Origin of the sequence: Staphylococcus auricularis (assembly GCF_001500315.1) — a bacterium.
GTDB lineage: Bacteria > Bacillota > Bacilli > Staphylococcales > Staphylococcaceae > Staphylococcus > Staphylococcus auricularis.
In genome coordinates this window covers 42,932-66,447 of the sequence record NZ_LLER01000005.1, presented here as the reverse complement: position 1 = coordinate 66,447, position 23,516 = coordinate 42,932, and the positions used below count along the sequence as shown (strand labels likewise).

Below are 23,516 nucleotides of genomic sequence, written 5' to 3'. Positions count from 1 at the left end.
GTAGTCTTCAACTTTAAGTGAAGCTCCGCCAACTAACGCACCATCGATGTCATCTTGACCCATGTATTCTTTAATGTTGTTAGGTTTCACGCTACCGCCGTATTGAATGCGTGTTTCATTTGCGACTGCTTCACTTGCGATGTCGGCAATCGTTTGTCTTACAAATGCACACATTTCGTTAGCATCTTCAGCGTTAGATGATTTACCTGTGCCGATTGCCCATACAGGTTCATATGCAATAATCAATTGTTTTAATTGGTCTTCAGATAAGCCTTCAACTGCTTTTTTCACTTGATTACCTACAACGGTGTTAGCTTCACCATTTTCACGTTGTTCATCTGATTCACCGACACAAATAATCGGAGTCATACCATGATCGAAGACTGCATGTGCTTTTTTATTCACTTCTTCATCAGTTTCATGGAAGATGTCACGGCGTTCAGAATGGCCGATGACTACGTATTGTACACCTAAATCTGCAAGTGCAACGGGTGATGTTTCTCCTGTAAATGCACCGCTTTCTTCAAAGTACGTATTTTGTGCGCCGATTTTTAATCCTTCTGCTTTGCCTTCTTTCACGAGGTTGACCAATGCATCTAATTGGATGGTTGGTGCACAAATCACAGATTCCACGTCATTTGTATCTGGTAGTTCAGGTAATGCGTTGATGAAATCTTTCGCCTCTTGCACCGTTTTATTCATTTTCCAGTTACCTGCGATAATTGGTTTTCTCATTCTAAACACTCCTATAAGTTAGAATTTTATTGTTCCGTCGTCATTTGATTATTTTTCAGAAATTGAATCAATACCTGGTAAGTCTTTACCCTCTAAGTATTCTAATGAAGCACCGCCACCTGTTGAAATGTGACTGAAGTCGTCTTCATAACCGAGTGAGATGGCTGCTGCTGCAGAGTCTCCACCACCGATGATGGTATTCGCATCTTTCAATTCAGCAATCGCTTCACAAACACCGATTGTACCTTTCGCAAAGTTACTGAATTCGAAGACACCCATTGGTCCATTCCATACGACAGTGTGTGCGCCTTGTAATTGTTGTTTGAATAAATCAACTGTTTCTGGTCCGACGTCCATCGCTTCTTGATCAGCAGGAATTTCGTCTGTAGAAACGACTGTGATTTCAGCGTCATTTGAGAATTCTTTAGCGACTTTACAGTCAACTGGTAACACGATTTGGGCGCTGTATTGATCTAATAAATCTTTCGCAAAATCAATTTTGTCTTCTTCTAATAAGGATTGGCCAATTTCTTTACCTTGTGCTTTTAAGAAGGTATATGCCATACCGCCACCGATGAGTACTTTATCTGCGATTTGAAGTAAGTTTTGGATGACACCGATTTTGTCTGAAACTTTTGCACCACCAAGGATAGCTACAACTGGTTTATCTGGTGATTCTACGACACCACCGATATATTGGATTTCTTTATCCATCAAGTAACCTGCTGCAGTATCTAAATGTTTCGCAATGCCGACATTTGATGCGTGTTCACGGTGTGCAGTACCAAACGCATCGTTGACGAATACATCACCTAATGATGCCCAATATTCACCTAATTCTGGATCGTTTTTAGATTCTTTTTTACCATCTAAATCTTCGAAACGTGTATTTTCAACGAGTAAAACGTCACCAGCTTCAAGTGCTTTGATGGCAGATTCTAATTGTTCACCACGTGTCGTAGGTACAAATTGTACATCTTTCTCTAATTTATCTGATAAATCTTTTGCGACAGGTGCTAATGTTAATGATTCTTTGTCGCTTTCTTCTTTCACTTTACCTAAATGAGAGAAGAGGACGACTTTACCACCTTGTTCAATGATGTATTTAATCGTTGGTAATGCTTGTACAATACGGTTGTCGTTTGTGATTTCTCCGTCTTTCATCGGTAAGTTAAAATCAGCACGTACTAAAACGGTTTTGTCCTTTAACTCTAAATCAGAAACAATTTTTTTGGCCATACATTTTTCCTCCTCTAAATGCAATCTAAAGTAAAATAAGCGGAGAAGCGTTTGTGCTCCCCGCTTACTCATTAAGCTTACCTTATCCAATTACAGCACAATTAAATCATTATTTATTGTTGCGAATCTCTTATTGAGCTTGAGTAGCTAAGTGTTCTAAAGTACGAACTAATTGTGCAGTGTAAGACATTTCGTTATCGTACCATGCAGCAACTTTGATTAATTGGTGATCGCCAACAGTCATGACACGAGTTTGAGTTGCGTCGAATAATGAACCATAAGTCATACCGATGACGTCAGAAGAAACGATTTCGTCATCTGTGTAACCGAATGATTCAGTTGATGCATTTTTCATTGCGTTGTTTACGTCTTCGATTGAAACATCTTTTTCTAATACTACTGTTAATTCTGTTAATGAACCAGTAGCAACAGGGACACGTTGTGCACCGCCGTCTAATTTACCGTCGATTTCTGGGATAACTTTACCGATTGCTTTTGCAGCACCTGTAGAGTTAGGGATGATGTTTTGAGCAGCTGCACGTGCACGGCGTTTGTCACCTTTTTTGTGTGGTGCATCTTGTGTATTTTGGTCACCAGTGTATGCGTGGATTGTAGTCATGAATCCTTCTACTAAACCGAATTCATCGTTAAGTACTTTAGCAACTGGTGCTAATGAGTTTGTTGTACATGAAGCACCTGAAACAACTGTTTCTGTACCATCAAGTGTATCGTGGTTAGTGTTATAAACAACTGTTTTAACGTCACCTTTAGCTGGTGCAGAGATTAATACTTTTTTAGCACCTGCGTCGATGTGTGCTTCTGCTTTTTCTTTGTCTGTGAATAAACCAGTACATTCAAGTACAACGTCGATGTCTAAGTCTTTCCAAGGTAATTTGCTTGGATCTGGTTCGTCGAATGATTTCACTTCTTGACCGTTAACGCGGAAACCGCCTTCTACGATTTCAACTTCACTTGTGAAACGACCTTGCATTGTGTCGTATTTTAATAAGTGTGCTAACATATCGTCATCTGTTAAGTCATTAACTGCTACTACGTCAATGCCTTCAACATTTTGAATTCTTCTGAATGCTAAACGACCAATTCTACCAAAACCATTAATTGCTACTTTTACTGCCATGATACATGGCCTCCTTTAAAATGATATTTAAAAAGTGTATGTCACTTCTTATTACTGACTTCTGTGATTACCTTTGCTGCGCTCTCATCTGTGATAAGCACAGTATTCTTAGGTGCAATCGTTAAATAAGCTTTAATTGCTTCACCTTTGGATTTGCCTCCTGCTGCTGCGAAAATATATGCTTTCGACTCTAAATCTTCAAGTTGTAATCCAATGGTTTTCACTTTATGAACAATGTGACCTTGCTCATCAAAGTAATACCCAAATGCTTCTCCCACAGCATGATGATGTTGAAGTTTCTCAAGTACATCTTGAGTACTGTGACGTTGACGCGCGATCTTCAGCGCATCACCAATGCCATGAATCGTAATGTTGGATTGTTTGATAATATCTAGTGTATGCAACACGGAAGGTTCTTGCATGAGATTGTCATATGTCGTTTCGCTCACGTTATCTGGCACATATAATGTGGTGTAATCACCGCTTGTTTGTTCTGCCATACTTGCCACGATGGTGTTCGCTTGAAAAATGACATTCTCACCAAGCCCACCTCTTGCAGGTACGAAAAACACGTTAGCGTTTTGACGGTGCATCGCGTTACTTACATAAGCCATCGTTGAGCCACCTGTTACGGATATGATGGCATCATCATAGAACTTATCTTCGAGTAACTGTCCCGCTTGGGTAGCGAGCTCTGTCTTCACCGTTTGTTCGATATCTGCATTACCTGGAACGACGTACACATCTTTAATGTCGTATTGCTCTTTCACACGTTGTGCAAGCTGTTCATTATCAGAATACACATTGAAAAAGCGTGCGAGTTCTTGAACAATCGTTTCACCTTGTGATGTGATTTCCATTCCAGTCGGTTTGACTTTAATCAAATCTTGTTGCTTTAACAAATCTGTCTCAGTACGGAGGACACGTTCTGTTAATGCGATCGTTTCACTCAAACTACGTCGGCCGATCGGTTGTTCTTGTTTAATAGTAGTGAGAATTGAAAAACGTCGATACATTTTTTCAACAAGTTCTGGAACCAATTGTTGCTGAAGCCGAATCAAATCTTTCACTACTATCCTCCTCCGTTCTTAAATAAGTGAAAGGGTCATGCTTTAACCACAGATTGACCTTTTTCGTCCCTCGTGGGACAAAAAATATAACCTCTTTCATCTGTCATATTACTATTAAGCTTTCGAAATTGCAAGAAATAATGTCAAAATTGTCACAAATACCTTGTGCTAGGCATTTTTATCGATGTATGAACACATCGGTAATGTTTTACCTAGATCGGTTTGCCGCTAATCATCTTTACTGTAGATGGCTTTATGATGCGGTGCTAACTGATAATTAACGTCATTGGCTTGGCTTATATTTTGCGCTAAATGGTTTGAGAAGATAAGATATAAGGTGAGTATGTAAGGAGGCACAACATTATGTCTGAGAATAAAGAACCAGAAGTGCTTGATCCAGACGATCGCGACTATAAAGACGATGATTACTTCGAACGACAAACGCATCCCGCGTACGATTATGATGATCCACATCGTCATGTTTATCAACGCCACGTCTCATTCGGCTGTGGACCTTTTGGTTGCGTGACAGGGTGTTTATTCTGGATTATGATATCTATGCTTGTATCACTTCTCCTCACTTGGTTAGTGAATATGATTTTTTGGTGAGATGATTAAACTGTAAGATTTGAGGACAGAATACAGAGGTAGATTACACAAATCGCGGTGTCGATAAAATAGCATAATATAAAAAAAGTAGCGGATGACAAACCCTTTTTCGAGGGTGCCATTCGCTACTTTCTTATTATTCGTTGCTATCTTGTCCGCTATTGTTGTTGGATTGATTACTATTGCCAGACTGATTACTGCTACGTTGTTGTGACTGGGGTGACTGTTGTGTTTGCTGACTTGATGATTGTTGTGATGAATTATTTTGTTGAGATTGTTGTGTAGATGGTTGTTGTTGTGTCTGTTGTGAACTTTGAGCTGATTCTCTAGATGGCTCTCTTGATTGTTGCTTTTGTTGGGTTGTTTGTTGTTCTTGTGTGCTAGGTTCTTGTTTAGATTGTTGTGTTTTAGGTTCTTTGGATTGTTCTTCAGTACTAGGTTGCTGTTCAGTTGAACGTTTCTCACGTGTGCGTTCTTCTGAAGTGCGTTGTTGGGTTGATTTGGGTTCTGAAGTTCTTTGTTGTTGCGTTTGTTGAGTCTGCTGAGTTTGCGGAGCTTGTTGTGTTTGTTGAGTCTGTTGCGTTTGTTGGACAGTTTGTTGTGTTTGTTCCGTAGACGTTTGTTTACTTTTTTCTTCCGTTGATTTCTTATCTTTGTCCTTGTCTTTATCTTTGTCTTTATCCTTGTCGTTGTCTTTTTGTTTTTGTTCTTCTTTTTGCTTGTCCGCTAAACGTTCTTGACTTTTGTTAGAGTTATCAACGAACGCAAAAATCGCAAAGGTCAATCCACCTAATAAGATTAAAACGATGATCGCACTAACAATTTTGGCGAACCCGCTCATCTTTTTATTGGATCCATTATCATAGTCATGTTTTTGATTAGGCATATACTCCCTCACTCCATATACGGTTCATTACTTATTTACACAATATGAACATTTCATTTCAAATCTATATTTTACACTATTTATCTATCATAAAACATAAATTTGCTGCACGACCGTGTATTGTCCAGTCCCTGTTTAATAGTTACGTTATCGTGTGCATATCTTAGATACTTAAGTTAATATTAAGCCAAATGAGCCCCTCTTTTCAACCGAATCACTATAAATTCATTTTTTTATGAAATAGGTTGATGGATATGAGGAGCATGATATCGGCTTTTCGTGAAAATCAATACAGAATTAAAATTTTCCATAAAAAAGTTAGATGATGTAATAGCTTTAAACATCTCTAACTGGCGTCTCATTTATCCTTATGTAGAACTTCATTTATCTATCAATACAAAATATTGTAAGCTTTTCATTTAAGTTCACGATTACTCTAAATGGTTTAAATATAACGGATGCGTTAATATAATAGAAGAGGTCGAGACAACAGCGTTTACAAGCGATGTGACAACGAGCGATTAATAGTTGTCTTCACATTGATTCAGAAGTAGCGAACAACTGAATCAATATTGCTTTTCGAATAACGTGAATCATTCCCCAAGGCATAAACGTTTAGTGTCTCAACCCCATTTAACGGGAGTTAAAAACAGTCTTCGGATAACCGTTTGATACGATTGTTATACGAAGACATCTCCATTATAACGTAAATATTAAATTTTGATAGCCCTTGACGGCATAACTTAATGACATATTAATGACTAATTACGTTTTACATTGAATTTGAATCATCACAACTAGCAATGACAAGACATTTTATAGAGGTGAAGTTATGAAACACTATTTAATCACAGGTGGTACAGGGTTAATCGGTCGTCGTCTCGTTAATGTACTGAAAGAAACGGACGCCCATCTCACTATCTTAACGCGCAAAGATAGACAAAGTGATCATCCGAAGATTACTTATATCAACTGGCAACAAGCAGGCTGGCAAGACAACGTACCTGACATTGATATCGTCATCAATCTTGCGGGTGAAACGTTAAACCAACGTTGGACACCAGAAGCGAAACGCAACATCATGCTCAGCCGGCTCAAAGCGACACAAGCGCTGTACGATTTATTTGCTTCACGTTCACACAAACCGAGCACGTTGTTCAATGCAAGTGCAATCGGCTTTTATAAACCAGATTTAACGCGTACATATACAGAACTGTATCGCACTCAGCCTTTTGACTTCTTATCAGATGTGGTCTATCAATGGGAACGTTTAGCCCGTCAATTTGAGGCGTTCGGTACCCGTGTCGTAATTGGGCGTTTTGGTATCGTCCTTGCAAACGAAGGCGGCGCTTTTCCAATGATGAAACTACCCTACAAGCTATTCGCTGGCGGAAAATTAGGTTCAGGTAGACAATGGTATTCATGGATTCATATCACAGATTTGATACGCGCCATTTTATATACTGTGCACGAACCTTTTGCACAAGGTGTATTTAACATGACGGCTCCCATCCCTGAAAGACAAAATCTATTTGGTTATACGATAGGTAGAAGTATAAACCGTCCTCACTATAGTTGGGTCCCTACTTTTGTACTGCGGACGGTGCTCGGTGAAATGTCCACTGTGTTAGTGGATACGCAAAAAGTACTACCGAATCATTTACAAGCGATTGACTTTAACTTTGTCTATCCAAATCTTAAAGTCGCACTCGATGCATTAACCGCATAAAACTTATAATTGAAGGATGATTAGATGCAATCGGATACCTTTACGCACATTTTGATGTTGTGTTGCAGTATACTTTTAATCGTAAATGGCATGCTTTCGTATGCCTCATCAGGTCCAGCGATCTTTATGTCTAGTCTATTTATCATTATTGGCTTAGGCTTATTGCTCGTGACATTACGACTCATCATACAGCATCATGCACATAAACAATAAATTAAAATCAAAGCACTTTATCCTATAATGTGCCTTGATTTTAGTAACTTTAATATATAATCATTCATAAGCGCAATATGTCTCCTTTATTTTTTGTTTGGTCACTCAAAATTATAAAGGCATTTGCGTTTTTTATTTATCAAAAATGGGATGACGTTTTGTCACCCACCATAGAAGATTCGCAACCATAAAAAAGCTGCCCACAACGTTTTCTGTTGTAGGCAGATTGATATGATTTTCATTATTTATCATTCTTCTGGAGCCATAACTTCATCGATTAAGCCATATTCTTTTGCTTCTTCAGCAGTTAAGAAATTATCACGATCTGTGTCACGTTCAATTGTTTCAATAGATTGACCTGTGCGTTCAGCAAAGATTTTATTTAATTTTTCACGTGTTTTAAGAATATGGTTTGCAGCGATTTCAATTTCTGTAGCTTGTCCTTGGGCACCGCCTAATGGTTGGTGAATCATTACTTCCGCATTTGGTAGTGCGAAACGTTTACCTTTAGCACCTGCAGTGAGTAAGAATGAGCCCATTGAAGCTGCCATACCAATGCAGATTGTTTGTACATCTGGTTTGATGTGTTGGATAGTATCATAAATCGCAAAACCAGCTGTCACACTGCCTCCTGGAGAATTAATATATAGATAGATATCTTTTTCAGAATCTTGAGCTTGTAAGAATAGTAATTGAGATACGATTGAGTTTGCGACATTATCATCAATCGGTGAACCTAACATGATAATACGGTCTTTTAATAAACGAGAATAAATATCGTAAGCACGTTCACCACGATTTGTCGTTTCAATTACTGTAGGAATTAAGTTCATGAATATATGCCTCCTTGATTGTAACTATTAATGATATTGTATAATAAAAGTCAAAAATGGTCAAAACATTTAGTTTGTCTGTTTTAATATTTAGTTATTGACCCAACTTAACAATATTTGTAAACTAGTATTGTTGTTTGTTTTTACCCCTCGTAGTGTAATGGATAACACATAAGATTCCGGTTCTTAGGATAGGGGTTCAATTCCCTTCGAGGGGATCATATTATCTTTTGAATTAAGCTGAAATCCATGGGTATACCAGGGTTTCAGCTTTTTTAATTTAAATGAAGATGTAGAAAATGTTTGTTAGTCACTCAACATCCGCCGCTGCGACAGTCAATCATCATCCCGTCTGATTACGAGCACGTAAATAAATGTGATGAGTGACAGTATGACGCCTAGCGTAATGACCCCATTGGCGGTGGTATCATCAAATATTTGTATTACATCTAATTTACCTAATGTGTCGTAGACTACGTTGTTAGACAACTCTGCGTTAATAAAACTTAACATCAAAGCGATGATGAACGTACCCACTAATACGATGAGCGCATCTTTAATGGCAAATAACAGTTTTCGCAATGGTTACCCTCCCTAATTCAAAAAATAATCAGTTTAGCTTTCATTTGAATTTATCTCTCTCCACAAATTTACTATTAATCATACCATGAGCCCAACAAAAAAGTAAAAAACACAGATTTTATTTTTTTCAAAATCTGTGTTTCAACTTAAAATTTATCTTTTTATTTACCATTAAAGCTCTACGCGTTCGCCGTTTCGAATTTTATCAGCGAGTTCATTCAATTTACGCAACCTGTGATTCACGCCGGATTTCGAAATTTTACCTGTCGACATCATTTCACCTAATTCTTTTAATGAAATTTCTTGGTGTTCAACTCTCAATTTCGCAATTTCTCTCAACCGGTCTGGCAGGTTATCGATGCCGATTTCCTCGTCAATCAACTGAATGCTTTCAACTTGGCGCATCGCTGCACTTACTGTCTTATTCAGGTTTGCAGTCTCACAATTCACTAGACGGTTGACTGAGTTACGCATATCTCGCACAATACGAACGTCTTCAAATTTTAACAGTGCTTGGTAGCCACCGATTAAACTTAGAAAATCAGAGATACGTTCAGCCTCTTTGAGATATGTGATGCTACCTTTTTTACGTTCAATATGTTTCGCATTGAGTTCGTATTCGTTCATCACTTTTGTTAAACCTTCGGAATGATTTTCATAAAGTGAGAAGATTTCAAGGTGATACGAAGACGTCTCTGGATTATTCACAGATCCCCCTGCTAAAAAGGCACCACGTAAATAACTCCGCTTCATCTCATCATCTTGTATCATCGCAGGATCAATATCATGCGTGAACACACCGTCTTTCAAAATACCTAGATCATCCAAGATTTCACGGGCACGCATTTTGATACGGCAAATATAAATATTATTTTTCTTTAATTTCATTTTTTTACGTACTAAGATTTCAACATCTACATCAAACACTTTTTTAATTAATGAATAGATACGACGTGCGGTTGTCGCATTTTCGGTTTGTACGTTAATAATAAATTGTTGATTGGACAGACTGAGCGCGCCATTCATTCGGATAATGGCACTGAGTTCTGCACGGCCATTCGGCACATCAACTTCGATTCTCGTCAATTCATTTTTCATATCTGATGCAAAGCTCATCGTCCGATCAACCTCCTTACTTTCTATCGTTTAACGACGTTTATTTTTGCCTTTATTACGTTCGAATTCGATCGTACTTGTTTCTTTCAAGGCAATTTCATAAATCATTTTCGCAAGCACATCCGTATTATGTCTGACATAGTACTCTGGTGTAATTTGAATCAAATCCGGATGCGAGACCACTTCTATACCAGCAGCCTCTAAACGCGCTTGGTCGGGTTCTGACGGGATGCCATTCCGTTGTTTATAGCGTTCGAGTACGACCTCATCAAAATCTTGCGTATTACAAATGACGTAATCCACAAATGATTGGTTTACATGCCGGTGTAACGCATTGACGTGGTCATAGGCAGTATAATCATTCGTTTCTCCGGACTGTGTCATGATGTTTGCTACATAAAGTTTAGGTGCGTCACTTTGAACGACCGCATCCGCAATGCCTTTGACGCAAAAGTTAGAAATGACACTCGTATAGAGTGAACCGGGTCCAAGCACAATGAGATCTGCCTCTTTTAACGCCTCCACCGCTTCTTCCATTGGTTGTACATCCTCAGGTTCTAAAAATACGCGTTCAATGCGTTTGTTTTTCTTAGGAATTTCAGATTCACCGCAGACGACTTCACCATCTGTCATCACCGCATTTAATCTCACACTTGAATTGGTAGATGGGATGACCTGGCCTTTGATATTTAAGATTTCACTTAATTCCTTCACCGCATGACCAAAGTCGTCACTGATGTTTGTGAGTGCCGCAATAATTAAATTGCCAAGCGAATGGCCTCCGATTTGATTTTCTTTAAAGCGATATTGAAAGAGCTTTTCGAGTGTAGGTTCTGTTTCACTGAGTGCTGCAATGACGTTTCTGATATCTCCAGGTGCTGGTATATCCATTTCACTGCGGATTTTACCTGTACTGCCACCATCATCAGAAACGGTCACGATGGTCGTGATATCGATTGGAAAATTTTTCATCCCTCTCGCTAACACTGATAGCCCTGTACCGCCACCGATAAGTACAATTTTAATTTGTTTCATGTTTCTCTCCACTTTCCATGTGCATATCACGGTGATGCACGTATACATTATAGTCAAAACGACCTCTCAAATCTTCAGCGATGCGTTTAGCCAATGCGACTGAACGATGCTGGCCTCCTGTACAACCCATTGCGATAACGAGCTGAGATTTACCTTCTTTTTTATAACCTGGAATCATAAATTGGAGTAAATCGATGAGCTTGTCGTAAAATACTTGTGTTTCATTCCACTTCATCACGTAATCATAAACATCTTTATCTTCACCGGTTAAAGGTCTAAGTTCTTCAACATAGTATGGATTAGGTAAAAATCTTACATCAAATACTAAATCGGCATCAATCTGAATCCCGTGCTTAAATCCAAAGCTTGTCACTTGGATACTAAATGCTTCTTGATGATCTTTATTAAAATAATCCCCAATACACTGACGTAATTCCTTCGTTGTCATCTCTGTGGTATCAATCGTGTAATTCGCGATGCTTTTCACTTTATCGAGTAACGTGAGCTCTTCTTCTATCGCCTTGACGAGTGATTTACGTCCTGTGCGATTCAATGGATGTGCGCGACGTGTTTCTTTATAACGAGAGATTAACCGTTCCGTTGTCGCTTCGATAAACATGACATCAAGCTCAACGTCATCATGATTTCTAATCTCGTCTAATTCTTTGAGCAATGATTGGAAGAATGCTTTACCTCTTAAGTCGATTGCAATAGCGACCTTTTGTAGAGAAGGATTGCCTTGTTCCATCAGTTCTACAAATTTAGGTAATAGAATTGGCGGTAAATTGTCGACACAGAAATAGCCGTTATCTTCTAGGCTTTGAATGACGACAGATTTACCTGCACCTGATAAACCTGTTACAACTAATAATTCACTTTTCACTTTTTCATTTTCCTCAGATTGCATATCCACACCGTCCATTGTATATTGATCCGCGTTAAAACATCATGCTTGGTTAAAAACTGTCTGCTACGTGATGTGTTGTCAATGTGATCTTTGTTTCATACATCTCATATTATGAACTTATTATCACTCATATTCTACATGAAAATACTGCAAGAAAATAGTTAAAACGATTTTTAATAAAAACGACTAAGGCTTTACGCGTAGTTTGGGTCTACGCTGTTGTTGCCTTAGTCGTCCATACTCAAGTTATGTGTCATCTGTTATACAGGTTACCATGATTGGCCACGTTCCCTATGGCATCATGTGAGATCACTGGAATTCATTTTCCAATCGGTTGGGCTTCAACCGATTCCTATACTCATCTTGTGTTCATTTCAACTGTGACTTATTCTGCCGCTGCTTTATCTTTAATCGCTTCAATATAAGCGATGGCACTTTGTGCAGCGATACTACCGTCACCTGTTGCAGTAACGATTTGACGTAAACCTTTATCACAAACATCTCCTGCTGCGAAGATACCAGGTACGTCTGTGCTCATGTCGCTTTTCGCTGAAATGTAACCGACTTCGTTAGTAATTCCTAGGTCTTGGAATGGTTCAGTTAATGGTTTCATACCAATATAGACGAACACACCATCTGCATCAAGTGTTTGTTTAGATCCGTCTTTTGTTGAAACAAGTGTCACTGAGCCTACTTTACCATCTTTTTCATTGATTGATTCAAGTGTATGGCTCCAGATGAAATCAATTTTTTCGTTTTTGAATGCACGATCTTGTAAGATTTTTTGTGCACGTAATTCATCACGACGGTGAACGATTGTCACGCTATCCGCAAATTTAGTTAAGAATGTACCTTCTTCAACGGCTGAGTCACCGCCACCGATGACGAATAATTTTTTGCCTTTAAAGAATGCGCCATCACATACGGCACAATAGCTTACGCCACGGCCACCAAGTTCTTCTTCACCTGGCACACCGATTTTTTTGTATTCAGCACCTGTCGCAATGATGACTGCGTGTGCTGTGACATCGTCGTTACCAAGATGTATTACTTTATAGTCACCTTTGTCTTCAATAGATTTGATATCTCCGTATTGATATTTTGCGCCGAATTTTTTAGCGTGTTCAAACATTTTTGTAGAAAGATCTGGACCGCTAATCATTTCAAAACCAGGGAAGTTTTCTACCTCTTCTGTATTCTCCATTTGACCGCCTGGCATACCGCGTTCAATCATTACTGTTGATAGGTTTGCGCGAGATGCATATACTGCTGCAGTCATACCTGCTGGCCCTGCGCCTACAATCGCAACATCAAAATCCACTTGTTCAGCCATGTTAAATTGCCTCCTCGTTCGTAGTCATTATGCCGTATTATATAACATTACACACCTTACTGAAACTTATATGCTCAACAAATAGTCCACCACTTTATTCAATTGATACATTGAAATATCAAATTCCTCAGTCAATTGTTTTTTAGTCATTTTGCGCTCATCCTGTTGATAAAATAGATAGATAAATGCTGCTACATACGGTGTCTCATGTTCTAGATCCGCTTTGTCATCGATAATTGCTTCTGCTTGATCAATCCATGCGACTAACAAATCTTCTTCATCTGAAAACCAATCATTTTCATAAATCATGACTAATCCACGATGAATGAAATCAATCTTCGTAAGTTTCAAATCTTGAATTAAGTAAGAAAGATATAATTTTTCATAGTCACCCATTGATTCTAAGATCGACCAAATCTCTTCAGTCATTAATACTTCTCGACCTTTTAATTGATTTAACAAGAAGATGCCATACAAACGATAATGACTGTCATCAGACATTAAGAATGGCATGATGTGTAAGTTAAAGAAACTCTTGCTTTGTTCAATAATCCAGGGTGGGAAGCCAATGTGTATCGGTGTGAGACGTCTCAGTTTACTCCAATACATTTCACTTTCTTCAACGTTACCTAAGTAGTAGCTGTTGAAACTCAATGCATTAAAGAGTTGTAAGGATTGGAATTTACCTTTTTTATAAAGTGGAAGTAATAGTTGTTGTGATGCTTCGTATTCTTTCAAGTAACTGAGTACAATCCCTACTTTGAAAGATTCATCATCATTCATCGGTGCGACTTTTTTCAAAATGTTTAAGTACTTCGGAGCTTTTTCGTCTTTGATATTGTGGAGTAATAACGTGTAATGGCAAAGTGCGTTGACGTCTGTACTATCTTCAGCTAGCAGTGACTCGAGGATGGTTTTCGCCATATCATATTCACTAAGGTATAGGTAGCACATTGCTAAAAGATTGCGGATGATACGATGGTTCTTAATCTCTTCTTCTTGATCAAGCAAGTATCTTCGCGCTTCAGGCAATCGACCTTGCCCGAATAAATATTGGAAAATGATTTGAACCGCAAACAAGCGACTTTCTGTTTCTATTTTCTGCGGTGTGTGATATCTCACCTCAAACATGCTCTCAAGTTCTGCTTGATAGTCTTCATCACCTGATACGATGACATAATTCATGCCGAAGAGAAATGCTTTGTTCGGATCATTGAGATCAATATTGAGCTGACTGAGTTGGTAATAACTTTCTTCGACATAGCGTTTGTTGACGATATTTTCGAAGTAGATATTTTCAGCTTGACTGCTTTCACCGTTATGAACTAAGCAGGTACTATATTTGACTTGAGCGTCTAAATCTTGCGGTGACGAGTCCAGCACTTTTTTAAAATAAGTGGCTGCTTTCTTATAGTCTTGCTGCAAGTAACGCTGCTCAGCCATTTTGCGGTAAAAATCTGTGTCTAGGGTCATGGAAATTACATTATGATGTTGTTGTTGTGCCATCATCGTCACCACCTTATCTTTGTTTAAATTGCATTGGATTTCCGTATGCGAGTGTATCGTCTGGCACATCTTTCGACACGATTGTGCCTGCGCCAATCCGTACCCGATCACCAATCGTGACACCAGGTAAGATTGTCACATTCGCCCCAATCATCGTATGATGACCAATGTGAACAGGCCCTGTGCGGAAAGATTCAACTAAGTATTCATGTGTTAATATCGTTGTATTATACCCTACAATACTATTTTCGCCAACGGTAATCAATTCCGGGTACAATAAATCTGGCACGACTTTGAAGGCAAAAGCAGAACGCTCACCTAAAGTCATATGCAAGACGTTTCGAAATAGCCAATGTTTCAGCTTCACGTTTGGAATATAACGTGCCACTTCAATCACGCAAGTTTGTTTGAATAACTTCAGCGGACTGATGTAATGGTACATATCCCATAATATATTAGGCTTTTTCGCTTTAGTCTCTTTTAAATTTCTCATCTGTCATCACTTCTCTTGCGCATTTTTTGACCATGGGAGTGGACCCACTGATCGATATTGCGGTGCGTTATAACGCACGCGACGGACCACCATAATTACGATACCGACGAGCATTAAAATGATTGAAACGACTTGAGCAACACGAATATTTTCCGTGAGCATCAAGCTATCTGTACGTAATCCTTCGACAAAGAAACGGCCGACAGAATACCAGATTAAGTAGAGACAAAATGTATCGCCGACGCGTAAATATTTACGGCATGTGATTAAAATGACGAATCCTAGCACATCCCAAATCGATTCATAAAGGAATGTAGGGTGATAATATTGCCCTTCAATATACATGTTATTAATAATAAAGTCTGGTAAATGCAGATCTTCTAAAAATGAACGTGATACAGGGCCGCCGTGTGCTTCATGGTTCATAAAATTACCCCAACGACCGATCGCTTGCCCTAAAATCATACTCGGCGCAACCACGTCACCGATTTGAAATGGATTAATGTTTTTAATCTTACAAACGATGAGACCCGTGATAAAGCCACCGATCAATCCACCATGTATCGCTATACCGCCGTTCCATATTTTAATAATCTCCCCTGGATGCTCGGCATAATATGGAAATTGGAAAATGACAAAATATATTCTCGCTGCGAGAAAGCCAAAAATAGCTCCCCAAAAGATAATATCTACTAATGTGTCGGTATGATATCCAATGCGTTTGATACTTCCTTGTGCGATGAAGTAACCGAGTAAAATACCGCATGCGATGATGATGCCGTACCATCGTACTTCAATCGGTCCGAGCTGAAACGCCACCGGATCTATGTAACCAAGCGTTAAATTCATGACTTCTACTCCTCATCTTTTTGACTGTTGCGCTTAATTTCTGCGTTTAACCGTTCGTTAAAATCTTCAGCTGTATTAATACCCATAATATTTAAGCGATAGTTCATCGCTGCTACTTCTATGATAACTGCAAGATTACGTCCAGGTCGAACTGGAATGGTTTTTTTCGTGATTTCTGTATCCAAAATGCGCAAGGTTTCTTCATGTAAGCCCACTCTGTCATAGAGTTTATCTTTATCCCAATTTTCTAAGTTAATATTGAGGCGAATTCTCTTTTCTGTCAAGACGGAACCTGCACCAAACAGCGTCATGACATTGATGATACCTAATCCTCGAATTTCTAATAAATGTTTGATCAATTCAGGAGGTCGACCTACGAGTTCATCTTTCGTGATTTCTCTAATCTCTACATTGTCATCAGCGACGAGTCTATGACCGCGTTTCACTAATTCAAGTGCGGTTTCACTCTTACCAATGCCAGAATCACCTGTGATTAACACGCCAATCCCATAGATATCGACGAGCACTCCGTGTAACGATGTAGAGCGTGCGAGTTCATGTTCTAAAAATGTAGTTAACCGACTCATTAATTGGGTCGTTGGCACATCCGAGCTGACGAGTGGCGTGTCTAATTCTTTGGCTGCCGCTAATAATTCATCTGGCGGCTCAAGGCCTCTTGTCACGATAATGGCTGGCGTTTCGGGTTGGCATAGTTTGCGCATACGCCCTTTTCGTTCTTCATCTGGTAATAAGTTAAAGAAGGACAGTTCTGTCGTCCCGAGTATTTGTATACGGTCTGATGCATAGTGCGAGAAATAACCCGCCATCTCTAAACCTGGACGAGATATATCTGCATTTTTGATTGGTTTCGTTAAACCGCCTTCTCCGACTAACAGCTTCAAGTCAAATCTATCTATGATACTTTTTGTTGTTAACATAGCACACCTCAATTAAATTGACATACTTTCATTATGATAACATCATATCAAATTTTAATGCTATAGGTATTCTATAACCTCAATCTTCTACAAAATAAAAGTGAGCTTCAGCCTTTATCTTTCATACGCTCAAGCTCACTTTTCTATATTATTTTCTTTAGTTATCTCGTTCTAACACGGGTTTTAAATATTGACCAGTGTAGCTTTCAGGCACTTCTGCGATTTCTTCAGGGGTACCTGTTGCTACAATGGTACCACCACCTTCACCGCCTTCAGGTCCTAAATCGATGATATAATCAGCCGTTTTAATAACATCTAGATTATGTTCGATAATGACTACAGTGTCACCATTTTCGACTAAACGATTTAATACTTTTAATAAACGACTAATGTCATCCACATGAAGTCCTGTTGTAGGTTCGTCCAAGATATAAATGGAGCGGCCAGTAGAACGTTTGTGTAGTTCTGACGCTAATTTCACACGTTGGGCTTCCCCACCTGATAGGGTCGTCGCAGATTGTCCAAGTTTTACGTAACCTAAGCCGACATCTACGAGTGTTTTCAATTTGCGATAGATTTTCGGTACATTTTCAAAGAAATGCATCGCTTCTTCTGCGCGCATCGCCAGTACATCAGCGATATTTTTACCTTTGTAAGTCACTTCTAATGTTTCACGATTATAGCGTGTACCATCGCAAACTTCACAAGGTACGTACACATCAGGCAAGAAGTGCATTTCTATTTTGATAATACCGTCACCTTTACAAGCTTCACAACGGCCACCTTTCACGTTGAAACTGAAACGTCCTTTTGAATAACCTCTAATTTTCGCTTCGTTTGTTTGTGCGAAAATATCACGAATATCGTCAAAGACACCTGTATACGTTGCAGGGTTAGAACGCGGCGTACGTCCGATTGGTGATTGGTCGATATCGATAATACGTTCAAGTTCGTCGATACCTTCTACAGCATCACAATCCCCTGGTTTCACTTTTGAATTGTTGATGCTTTTCGCTAATGATTTATAAAGCACTTCATTGACGAGTGAACTTTTACCTGAACCAGAAACCCCTGTCACGACTGTCATCGTTGAAAGTGGCACAGATACATCCACGTCTTTCAAGTTATTGCTGCGCGCACCTTTAATATCAATCGTACGGTCAGTAGCTTCACGACGATGTTCAGGTACCTCAATGCGTTTTTTATTGCTGAGGTATTGTCCTGTTAAAGAGTGACTGTTTTTCATCACTTGTTTTGGCGTACCGCTTGCGACGATTTCACCACCGTAATCGCCTGCACCAGGGCCCACATCCACGAGGTAATCCGCTTCACGCATCGTATCATCATCGTGTTCTACAACGATGAGTGTATTACCTAAGTCACGCATTTCTTTTAATGTTTGTATCAAGCGATCATTGTCACGTTGATGTAAACCGATGGAAGGTTCATCGAGTACATATAGGACACCAGATAAACGTGAACCGATTTGTGTTGCTAAACGGATACGTTGTGCTTCCCCACCAGACAATGTACCTGATGGTCGTTCAAGTGTAAGATATTCGAGGCCTACATTATTTAAAAATTGTAAGCGTGAGATGATTTCTTTTAAGATTTGCGTTGCGATTTGCATATCTTGGTCGGAAAGTTCTAGGTTTTCAAAGTAATCGAGTGCATCTTTAATGGAATAAGCAACGATTTCTCCGATATTTTTCTCTCCGACATAGACAGATAATGCTTCTTTACTTAATCGTTGACCGTGACATGTTTCACAAGGGAGTTCGACCATGTATTTACTCATCATTTCACGAGTATATTCTGATGGTGATTCATGGTAACGACGGTCGATGTTATTGACAACCCCTTCGAAAGGCATCGTACGTTTACGTGTTTGGCCATTACGTTGTTTAAACGTAAACTCAATTTGTTTATCTCCTGAACCATACATGAGGATATTTTTCTGACGATCCGTTAATTTTTTATATGGTTTGTCCATGTTGATTTTGTAGACTTCACACACACGTTTTAATAATGTTGGGTAAAAGTCTGAACTTGTTGGTTCCCAAGGGACGATGGCACCTTCATTAAGGGTTAATTTGTCATTAGGTACGACGAGATCTAAATCGACATTGAGTTTTTGACCGAGGCCATCACATGTCGGACATGCACCGAAAGGACTGTTAAAGCTAAACATACGTGGTTCTAACTCACCGATAGAAAAACCACAAATTGGACATGCGTGATTTTCAGAGAATTTCATGTCTTCCCCATCGATAACATCCACGACGAGATTGCCTTCTGACAGTGAGAGTACGGTTTCAATTGAATCTGCAAGACGTGATTCAATACCTGATTTTACGACAAGTCGATCGACAACGACTTCAATCGTATGATTTTTGTTTTTATCGAGTTCAGGCACCTCATTGATATCAACGATCTCACCATCTACACGTACACGCACATAACCTTTCTTACTGATATCTTCGATGAGCTTTTCATGTGAGCCTTTACGGTGCGACACGACGGGTGCGAGTAATTGAATTTTTGTACGTTCTTCAAGCTCTAAAATGCGGTCTACCATTTGTTGTACAGTTTGAGATTCGATTGGGATATGATGGTACGGACAATACGGTGTACCCACACGCGCATAGAGTAAGCGAATGTAATCGTAAATCTCTGTTACAGTCGCAACTGTTGAACGTGGGTTTTTACTTGTTGTTTTTTGGTCGATAGAAATGGCAGGAGAAAGGCCTTCAATGGTGTCGACATCTGGTTTGTCCATCTGTCCTAAAAATTGACGTGCATAGGCACTCAATGATTCGACGTAGCGGCGTTGACCTTCTGCATAAATCGTATCAAACGCTAATGAAGATTTACCTGAACCAGAAATACCGGTCATGACTATTAATTTATTTTTAGGTATTTCAATATCTACACCTTTTAAGTTATGGGCACGTGCCCCTTTCACTACAATGGATGGTTGTTTCATACTTGGTCACCCTTCTGCTTTTAATTCGAATAACATATCTCTGAGTTCCGTTGCTTTTTCGAAATCTAAGTCTTTCGCTGCTTGTTTCATTTCTTTTTCTATATTATCAATCGTTTTTTCACGTTCTTTTTTCGTCATTTTCTTAGGTACTTCTGTTTGTTGTTTTTCGTTTGTATCGTCACTTTCAACGGTCGCACTAATGACATCATGAATTTTCTTGTTAATAGTTGTTGGCGTAATGTTGTGCTCTTCGTTGTATGCCATTTGTATTTTACGACGACGTTCGGTTTCATCGATCGCATATTGCATGGAATCTGTCACTTTATCACCGTACATGATTACTTTACCTTCACTGTTACGTGCGGCACGACCAATTGTTTGAACGAGTGAACGATCTGAACGCAGGAAGCCTTCTTTATCAGCATCTAATATCACGACGAGTGACACTTCAGGAATATCGATCCCTTCTCTGAGTAAGTTGATTCCTACGATGACGTCATACGTACCCATTCTTAGGTCACGAATGACTTCAATCCGTTCTAGTGTCTTGATTTCAGAGTGAAGGTAGTTGACTTTGATGCCCGCTTCTTTCATATAAGTCGTTAAGTCCTCACTCATTTTTTTCGTTAATGTCGTCACGAGTACACGTTCATTGCGTTCAATACGTGCTTGGATTTCATCGAGTAAGTCATCGATTTGATTTTCCGTAGGTCGTACTTCAACTTTTGGATCGAGTAAACCAGTTGGACGAATGATTTGTTCAACCATTTCATCTGTATGTTCTAACTCGTAAGGACCTGGCGTAGCAGATACATAAACGAGTTGTTTCGTTTTCTCTTCGAATTCTTCAAATTTAAGTGGTCTGTTATCTAATGCACTTGGAAGACGGAATCCATGATCTACGAGCACTTGTTTACGCGCTCTGTCCCCATTATACATACCTCTAATTTGCGGTAATGTAACATGGGATTCATCGATCATTACGAGCCAATCGTCACCAAAGTAGTCGAGTAACGTATATGGTGTGGAGCCCATCGGACGTAAAGTTAAGTGCACGGAATAGTTCTCTATACCCGAACAGAAGCCCATTTCACGCATCATTTCTAAATCGTAGTTCGTCCGTTGTTCCAGACGTTGCGCTTCGAGTAATTTATTTTCTCCACGTAATTCTTCTAGACGTTCTTCCAATTCATTTTCAATACGTTGAATCGCTGACTGCATTTTTTCATCACGGGTAACGAAGTGGGATGCCGGGAAGATCGCAAAGTGTTCACGGTCTCTCAATACTTCACCGGTTAAGTAGTTCACTTCGCGAATACGGTCAATTTCATCACCGAAGAATTCAACACGGATACACATTTCTTCACGTGATGCTGGGAAAATTTCAACGACATCCCCACGCACACGGAAGGTACCACGTCTGAACTCAATGTCGTTACGTGTATATTGGACGTCGACCAGTTTACGTAGTAGTTCACTACGATCCATTTCCATTCCGACACGCAAGCTCACAACTAAATCACGATATTCTTCTGGGTTACCTAAACCGTAAATACAGCTGACACTCGCAATGATAATGACATCATCACGTTCGAATAACGCACTCGTAGCTGAGTGACGTAATTGGTCGATTTCATCATTGATTGACGCATCTTTTTCAATGAATGTATCTGTTGAAGGTACATACGCTTCTGGTTGGTAGTAATCATAGTAGCTGACGAAGTATTCGACTCTATTTTCAGGGAAGAATTCTTTAAACTCACTATAGAGCTGACCTGCTAACGTCTTGTTATGTGCGATAATTAATGTTGGCTTCCCTACTTTTTTAATCACGTTACTCATCGTAAATGTTTTCCCTGTACCAGTGGCACCGAGCAACGTTTGATGGCGTTTACCTTGTTTGACGCCTTCCGCAATTTTATCGATGGCTTGCGGTTGATCCCCTTGAGGTTCAAACTCTGATTCTAACTTAAAAGGATAATGTTCCATATAATATGATGCCCCCTACGATTATGATTCATCTTTCAAACTGAGCTCTTTATACAATCTTGTAGTCATGTGACGCGCGCTATTGTCCATAATTTTATCTACATTGTATCAAAAAATGAAAAATTAATACAAACATCTGTTCGCAAAATGCCGAACAACACAAAAAAGCTGGAACAATAACGTTTCACTCCTATCGTGCGTCATTTCTCATCGATTTACAGATGATTGCACAACTTTCACTGAGCGCTGAAGTGTGTAGGATGCGCTCCACATCCTTGTACTACGTTAACTGTTCCAACCTCTATCAAAGGTCATATGAAATTGTAATTTGAATACGTTGTCTTACTGCGAATCCGTTCAATCATCCTCGTCATTACGTTGATGAAATTTCAAACGATCGACGATAACATAACCTGCAAGTAACGAAACGACATCTAAAAAGATAATCCAATTACTGTGGAAAAATCCTTTTTGAACCGATACACCGATTAAAATGAGGGTGATGATGGTTCCTACCCATTTACTGCGCGTGACCACGCTAAATAATATGATTAATACACAAGGGAAAAATGCAGCGACCATGTACCAAATCATGCCAATCACCCATTTCTTTTATCGAGAATGGCCATCGTGGTTTCTCGCAATTCAGTGCGTGGAATAAAGCGTTCCGTCAACATTTCAGGAATAATGTGATCGATAAAATCCTGGACGCATGCGAGATGATCAAATTGAATGATCGTTTCTAAAGAGGCTTCGTAAATTTCGAAAAATAACGATTCAGGGTTACGTTTTTGAATTTCACCAAACGTTTCATAAAGCAAGTCAATTTTATCTGCAACTGCTAAAATCTGACCCTCTAACGAATCGTCTTTGCCCTCTTGTAATCTACGGCGATAGATTTGTTGATACGGTTCTGGTATTTCCTCGGTAATAAAGGTATCGACCATTTCTTCTTCAACTTGGGAGAACAATTTCTTCAGTTCACTACTCGCATATTTCACAGGTGTCTTAATGTCACCTGTAAAGACCTCAGCAAAGTCATGGTTAAGTGCTTTTTCGTACAAACTTTTCCAATTAATCGTATTGCCGTGTGCTTCTTCTACAGTACCTAAATATTGTGCAATCTTCGTCACTTTAAAGGAATGTGCAGCGACATTGTGTTCGAAATATTTAAATTTACCCGGTAATCGAATGAGCTTTTCCAAGTCAGATAAACGTTTGAAATATTGATGTATTCCCATTGTAACCCCTCCTCTCTTTTAAGCTAAATCTTTTGTTTTATTGAATGCGTTGTGCAACCCACTACAAAGATGGTCACCATTGAATTCAC

22 protein-coding genes and 1 tRNA gene are annotated in these 23,516 nt (G+C 39.2%); 4 read left to right on the top strand and 19 right to left on the bottom strand.

Translation table 11 applies throughout. The features are described 5' to 3' along the window. From tpiA to APS80_RS03455, 4 genes are all read right to left on the bottom strand, one after another. Positions 1-735: triose-phosphate isomerase (gene tpiA / locus APS80_RS03470; protein ID WP_059106894.1), on the bottom strand; the 735-nt coding region annotated here is incomplete at its 3' end. A gap of 48 nt (positions 736-783) precedes the next feature. After that, complete coding sequence (locus APS80_RS03465; protein ID WP_059106893.1) at positions 784-1,974, bottom strand: phosphoglycerate kinase; 1,191 nt, start codon at positions 1,972-1,974, stop codon at positions 784-786. A 130-nt stretch (positions 1,975-2,104) separates the two neighbouring features. Beyond that, a complete protein-coding gene (gene gap / locus APS80_RS03460) occupies positions 2,105-3,112 on the bottom strand; it encodes a type I glyceraldehyde-3-phosphate dehydrogenase (protein WP_059106892.1) in 1,008 nt (335 codons plus the stop codon). Positions 3,113-3,153: 41 nt separating this feature from the next. Then, the gene (locus APS80_RS03455) at positions 3,154-4,182 is read right to left on the bottom strand and encodes a sugar-binding transcriptional regulator (protein ID WP_059106891.1); all 1,029 of its coding nucleotides are present in this window, start codon (positions 4,180-4,182) and stop codon (positions 3,154-3,156) included. A 363-nt stretch (positions 4,183-4,545) separates the two neighbouring features. Here APS80_RS03455 and APS80_RS03450 point away from each other — a divergent pair, with 363 nt between their 5' ends. After that, on the top strand, positions 4,546-4,791 hold the full coding sequence (locus tag APS80_RS03450; protein ID WP_059106890.1) for a hypothetical protein: 246 nt from the start codon (positions 4,546-4,548) through the stop codon (positions 4,789-4,791). A 136-nt stretch (positions 4,792-4,927) separates the two neighbouring features. Here the strand turns inward: APS80_RS03450 and APS80_RS03445 are convergent, their stop codons facing one another. Continuing rightward, positions 4,928-5,677: a DUF4887 domain-containing protein gene (locus tag APS80_RS03445; RefSeq protein ID WP_180991907.1), complete on the bottom strand. Its 750-nt coding sequence runs from the start codon at positions 5,675-5,677 to the stop codon at positions 4,928-4,930. 832 nt (positions 5,678-6,509) lie between these two features. On the opposite strand from APS80_RS03445, the gene APS80_RS03440 reads away from it, so the two are divergent. Both APS80_RS03440 and APS80_RS10710 read left to right on the top strand, forming a co-directional pair. Beyond that, positions 6,510-7,406: a TIGR01777 family oxidoreductase gene (locus APS80_RS03440; protein ID WP_059106889.1), complete on the top strand. Its 897-nt coding sequence runs from the start codon at positions 6,510-6,512 to the stop codon at positions 7,404-7,406. Between the two features lie 24 nt (positions 7,407-7,430). Continuing rightward, the gene (locus tag APS80_RS10710; RefSeq protein WP_142381993.1) at positions 7,431-7,619 is read left to right on the top strand and encodes a hypothetical protein; all 189 of its coding nucleotides are present in this window, start codon (positions 7,431-7,433) and stop codon (positions 7,617-7,619) included. 248 nt (positions 7,620-7,867) lie between these two features. Here the strand turns inward: APS80_RS10710 and clpP are convergent, their stop codons facing one another. Then, positions 7,868-8,452, bottom strand: coding sequence for an ATP-dependent Clp endopeptidase proteolytic subunit ClpP (clpP, locus tag APS80_RS03435; protein WP_059106888.1), 585 nt, complete (start codon positions 8,450-8,452; stop codon positions 7,868-7,870). A 146-nt stretch (positions 8,453-8,598) separates the two neighbouring features. On the opposite strand from clpP, the gene APS80_RS03430 reads away from it, so the two are divergent. Beyond that, positions 8,599-8,670: transfer RNA gene (locus tag APS80_RS03430), tRNA-Arg, on the top strand. 118 nt (positions 8,671-8,788) lie between these two features. Here APS80_RS03430 and APS80_RS03425 read toward each other — a convergent pair. From APS80_RS03425 to APS80_RS03365, 13 genes are all read right to left on the bottom strand, one after another. Next, the gene (locus tag APS80_RS03425) at positions 8,789-9,034 is read right to left on the bottom strand and encodes a hypothetical protein (protein WP_059106887.1); all 246 of its coding nucleotides are present in this window, start codon (positions 9,032-9,034) and stop codon (positions 8,789-8,791) included. 171 nt (positions 9,035-9,205) lie between these two features. Beyond that, the gene (whiA, locus tag APS80_RS03420) at positions 9,206-10,150 is read right to left on the bottom strand and encodes a DNA-binding protein WhiA (RefSeq protein ID WP_059106886.1); all 945 of its coding nucleotides are present in this window, start codon (positions 10,148-10,150) and stop codon (positions 9,206-9,208) included. Positions 10,151-10,180: 30 nt separating this feature from the next. Further along, a complete protein-coding gene (locus APS80_RS03415) occupies positions 10,181-11,185 on the bottom strand; it encodes a gluconeogenesis factor YvcK family protein (RefSeq protein WP_059106885.1) in 1,005 nt (334 codons plus the stop codon). After that, positions 11,172-12,092, bottom strand: a complete 921-nt coding sequence (gene rapZ, locus APS80_RS03410) for an RNase adapter RapZ (RefSeq protein ID WP_059106897.1) — start codon at positions 12,090-12,092, stop codon at positions 11,172-11,174. The genes APS80_RS03415 and rapZ overlap by 14 nt, the downstream gene beginning before the upstream one ends. Positions 12,093-12,477: 385 nt before the next feature. Then, positions 12,478-13,425, bottom strand: coding sequence for a thioredoxin-disulfide reductase (gene trxB / locus APS80_RS03405; protein WP_059106884.1), 948 nt, complete (start codon positions 13,423-13,425; stop codon positions 12,478-12,480). 66 nt (positions 13,426-13,491) lie between these two features. Further along, positions 13,492-14,931 carry a tetratricopeptide repeat protein gene (locus APS80_RS03400; protein ID WP_059106883.1) on the bottom strand — a complete coding sequence of 480 codons (1,440 nt, stop codon included), beginning with the start codon at positions 14,929-14,931 and terminating at the stop codon, positions 13,492-13,494. A gap of 13 nt (positions 14,932-14,944) precedes the next feature. After that, positions 14,945-15,424, bottom strand: a complete 480-nt coding sequence (locus APS80_RS03395) for an acyltransferase (RefSeq protein WP_059106882.1) — start codon at positions 15,422-15,424, stop codon at positions 14,945-14,947. A 6-nt stretch (positions 15,425-15,430) separates the two neighbouring features. Beyond that, a complete protein-coding gene (lgt, locus tag APS80_RS03390) occupies positions 15,431-16,273 on the bottom strand; it encodes a prolipoprotein diacylglyceryl transferase (protein WP_059106881.1) in 843 nt (280 codons plus the stop codon). Positions 16,274-16,278: 5 nt separating this feature from the next. Next, the gene (gene hprK / locus APS80_RS03385) at positions 16,279-17,211 is read right to left on the bottom strand and encodes an HPr(Ser) kinase/phosphatase (protein WP_059106880.1); all 933 of its coding nucleotides are present in this window, start codon (positions 17,209-17,211) and stop codon (positions 16,279-16,281) included. A 157-nt stretch (positions 17,212-17,368) separates the two neighbouring features. After that, positions 17,369-20,197 (bottom strand): excinuclease ABC subunit UvrA, encoded by a 2,829-nt coding sequence (uvrA, locus tag APS80_RS03380; RefSeq protein WP_059106879.1) that lies wholly within the window; start codon positions 20,195-20,197, stop codon positions 17,369-17,371. A 6-nt stretch (positions 20,198-20,203) separates the two neighbouring features. Then, positions 20,204-22,186, bottom strand: a complete 1,983-nt coding sequence (uvrB, locus tag APS80_RS03375) for an excinuclease ABC subunit UvrB (RefSeq protein WP_059106878.1) — start codon at positions 22,184-22,186, stop codon at positions 20,204-20,206. Between the two features lie 357 nt (positions 22,187-22,543). Continuing rightward, on the bottom strand, positions 22,544-22,780 hold the full coding sequence (locus tag APS80_RS03370) for a CsbA family protein (protein ID WP_059106877.1): 237 nt from the start codon (positions 22,778-22,780) through the stop codon (positions 22,544-22,546). 5 nt (positions 22,781-22,785) lie between these two features. Beyond that, positions 22,786-23,427 carry a YfbR-like 5'-deoxynucleotidase gene (locus APS80_RS03365; protein WP_059106876.1) on the bottom strand — a complete coding sequence of 214 codons (642 nt, stop codon included), beginning with the start codon at positions 23,425-23,427 and terminating at the stop codon, positions 22,786-22,788. Between the last annotated feature and the right edge of the window lie 89 nt (positions 23,428-23,516).

Excerpts from the sequence above, each read along its gene's own strand:
- APS80_RS03400 (WP_059106883.1), bottom strand. The coding sequence starts at position 14,931 with ATGGCACAACAACAACATCATAATGTAATTTCCATGACCCTAGACACA.
- APS80_RS03440 (WP_059106889.1), top strand. The coding sequence starts at position 6,510 with ATGAAACACTATTTAATCACAGGTGGTACAGGGTTAATCGGTCGTCGT.
- APS80_RS03450 (WP_059106890.1), top strand. The coding sequence starts at position 4,546 with ATGTCTGAGAATAAAGAACCAGAAGTGCTTGATCCAGACGATCGCGAC.
- clpP (WP_059106888.1), bottom strand. The coding sequence starts at position 8,452 with ATGAACTTAATTCCTACAGTAATTGAAACGACAAATCGTGGTGAACGT.
- APS80_RS03370 (WP_059106877.1), bottom strand. The coding sequence starts at position 22,780 with ATGATTTGGTACATGGTCGCTGCATTTTTCCCTTGTGTATTAATCATA.
- hprK (WP_059106880.1), bottom strand. The coding sequence starts at position 17,211 with ATGTTAACAACAAAAAGTATCATAGATAGATTTGACTTGAAGCTGTTA.
- trxB (WP_059106884.1), bottom strand. The coding sequence starts at position 13,425 with ATGGCTGAACAAGTGGATTTTGATGTTGCGATTGTAGGCGCAGGGCCA.
- APS80_RS10710 (WP_142381993.1), top strand. The coding sequence starts at position 7,431 with ATGCAATCGGATACCTTTACGCACATTTTGATGTTGTGTTGCAGTATA.
- uvrA (WP_059106879.1), bottom strand. The coding sequence starts at position 20,197 with ATGAAACAACCATCCATTGTAGTGAAAGGGGCACGTGCCCATAACTTA.
- APS80_RS03415 (WP_059106885.1), bottom strand. The coding sequence starts at position 11,185 with ATGAAACAAATTAAAATTGTACTTATCGGTGGCGGTACAGGGCTATCA.
- APS80_RS03395 (WP_059106882.1), bottom strand. The coding sequence starts at position 15,424 with ATGAGAAATTTAAAAGAGACTAAAGCGAAAAAGCCTAATATATTATGG.
- whiA (WP_059106886.1), bottom strand. The coding sequence starts at position 10,150 with ATGAGCTTTGCATCAGATATGAAAAATGAATTGACGAGAATCGAAGTT.
- lgt (WP_059106881.1), bottom strand. The coding sequence starts at position 16,273 with ATGAATTTAACGCTTGGTTACATAGATCCGGTGGCGTTTCAGCTCGGA.
- APS80_RS03445 (WP_180991907.1), bottom strand. The coding sequence starts at position 5,677 with ATGCCTAATCAAAAACATGACTATGATAATGGATCCAATAAAAAGATG.
- rapZ (WP_059106897.1), bottom strand. The coding sequence starts at position 12,092 with ATGCAATCTGAGGAAAATGAAAAAGTGAAAAGTGAATTATTAGTTGTA.
- APS80_RS03465 (WP_059106893.1), bottom strand. The coding sequence starts at position 1,974 with ATGGCCAAAAAAATTGTTTCTGATTTAGAGTTAAAGGACAAAACCGTT.
- gap (WP_059106892.1), bottom strand. The coding sequence starts at position 3,112 with ATGGCAGTAAAAGTAGCAATTAATGGTTTTGGTAGAATTGGTCGTTTA.
- APS80_RS03365 (WP_059106876.1), bottom strand. The coding sequence starts at position 23,427 with ATGGGAATACATCAATATTTCAAACGTTTATCTGACTTGGAAAAGCTC.
- uvrB (WP_059106878.1), bottom strand. The coding sequence starts at position 22,186 with ATGGAACATTATCCTTTTAAGTTAGAATCAGAGTTTGAACCTCAAGGG.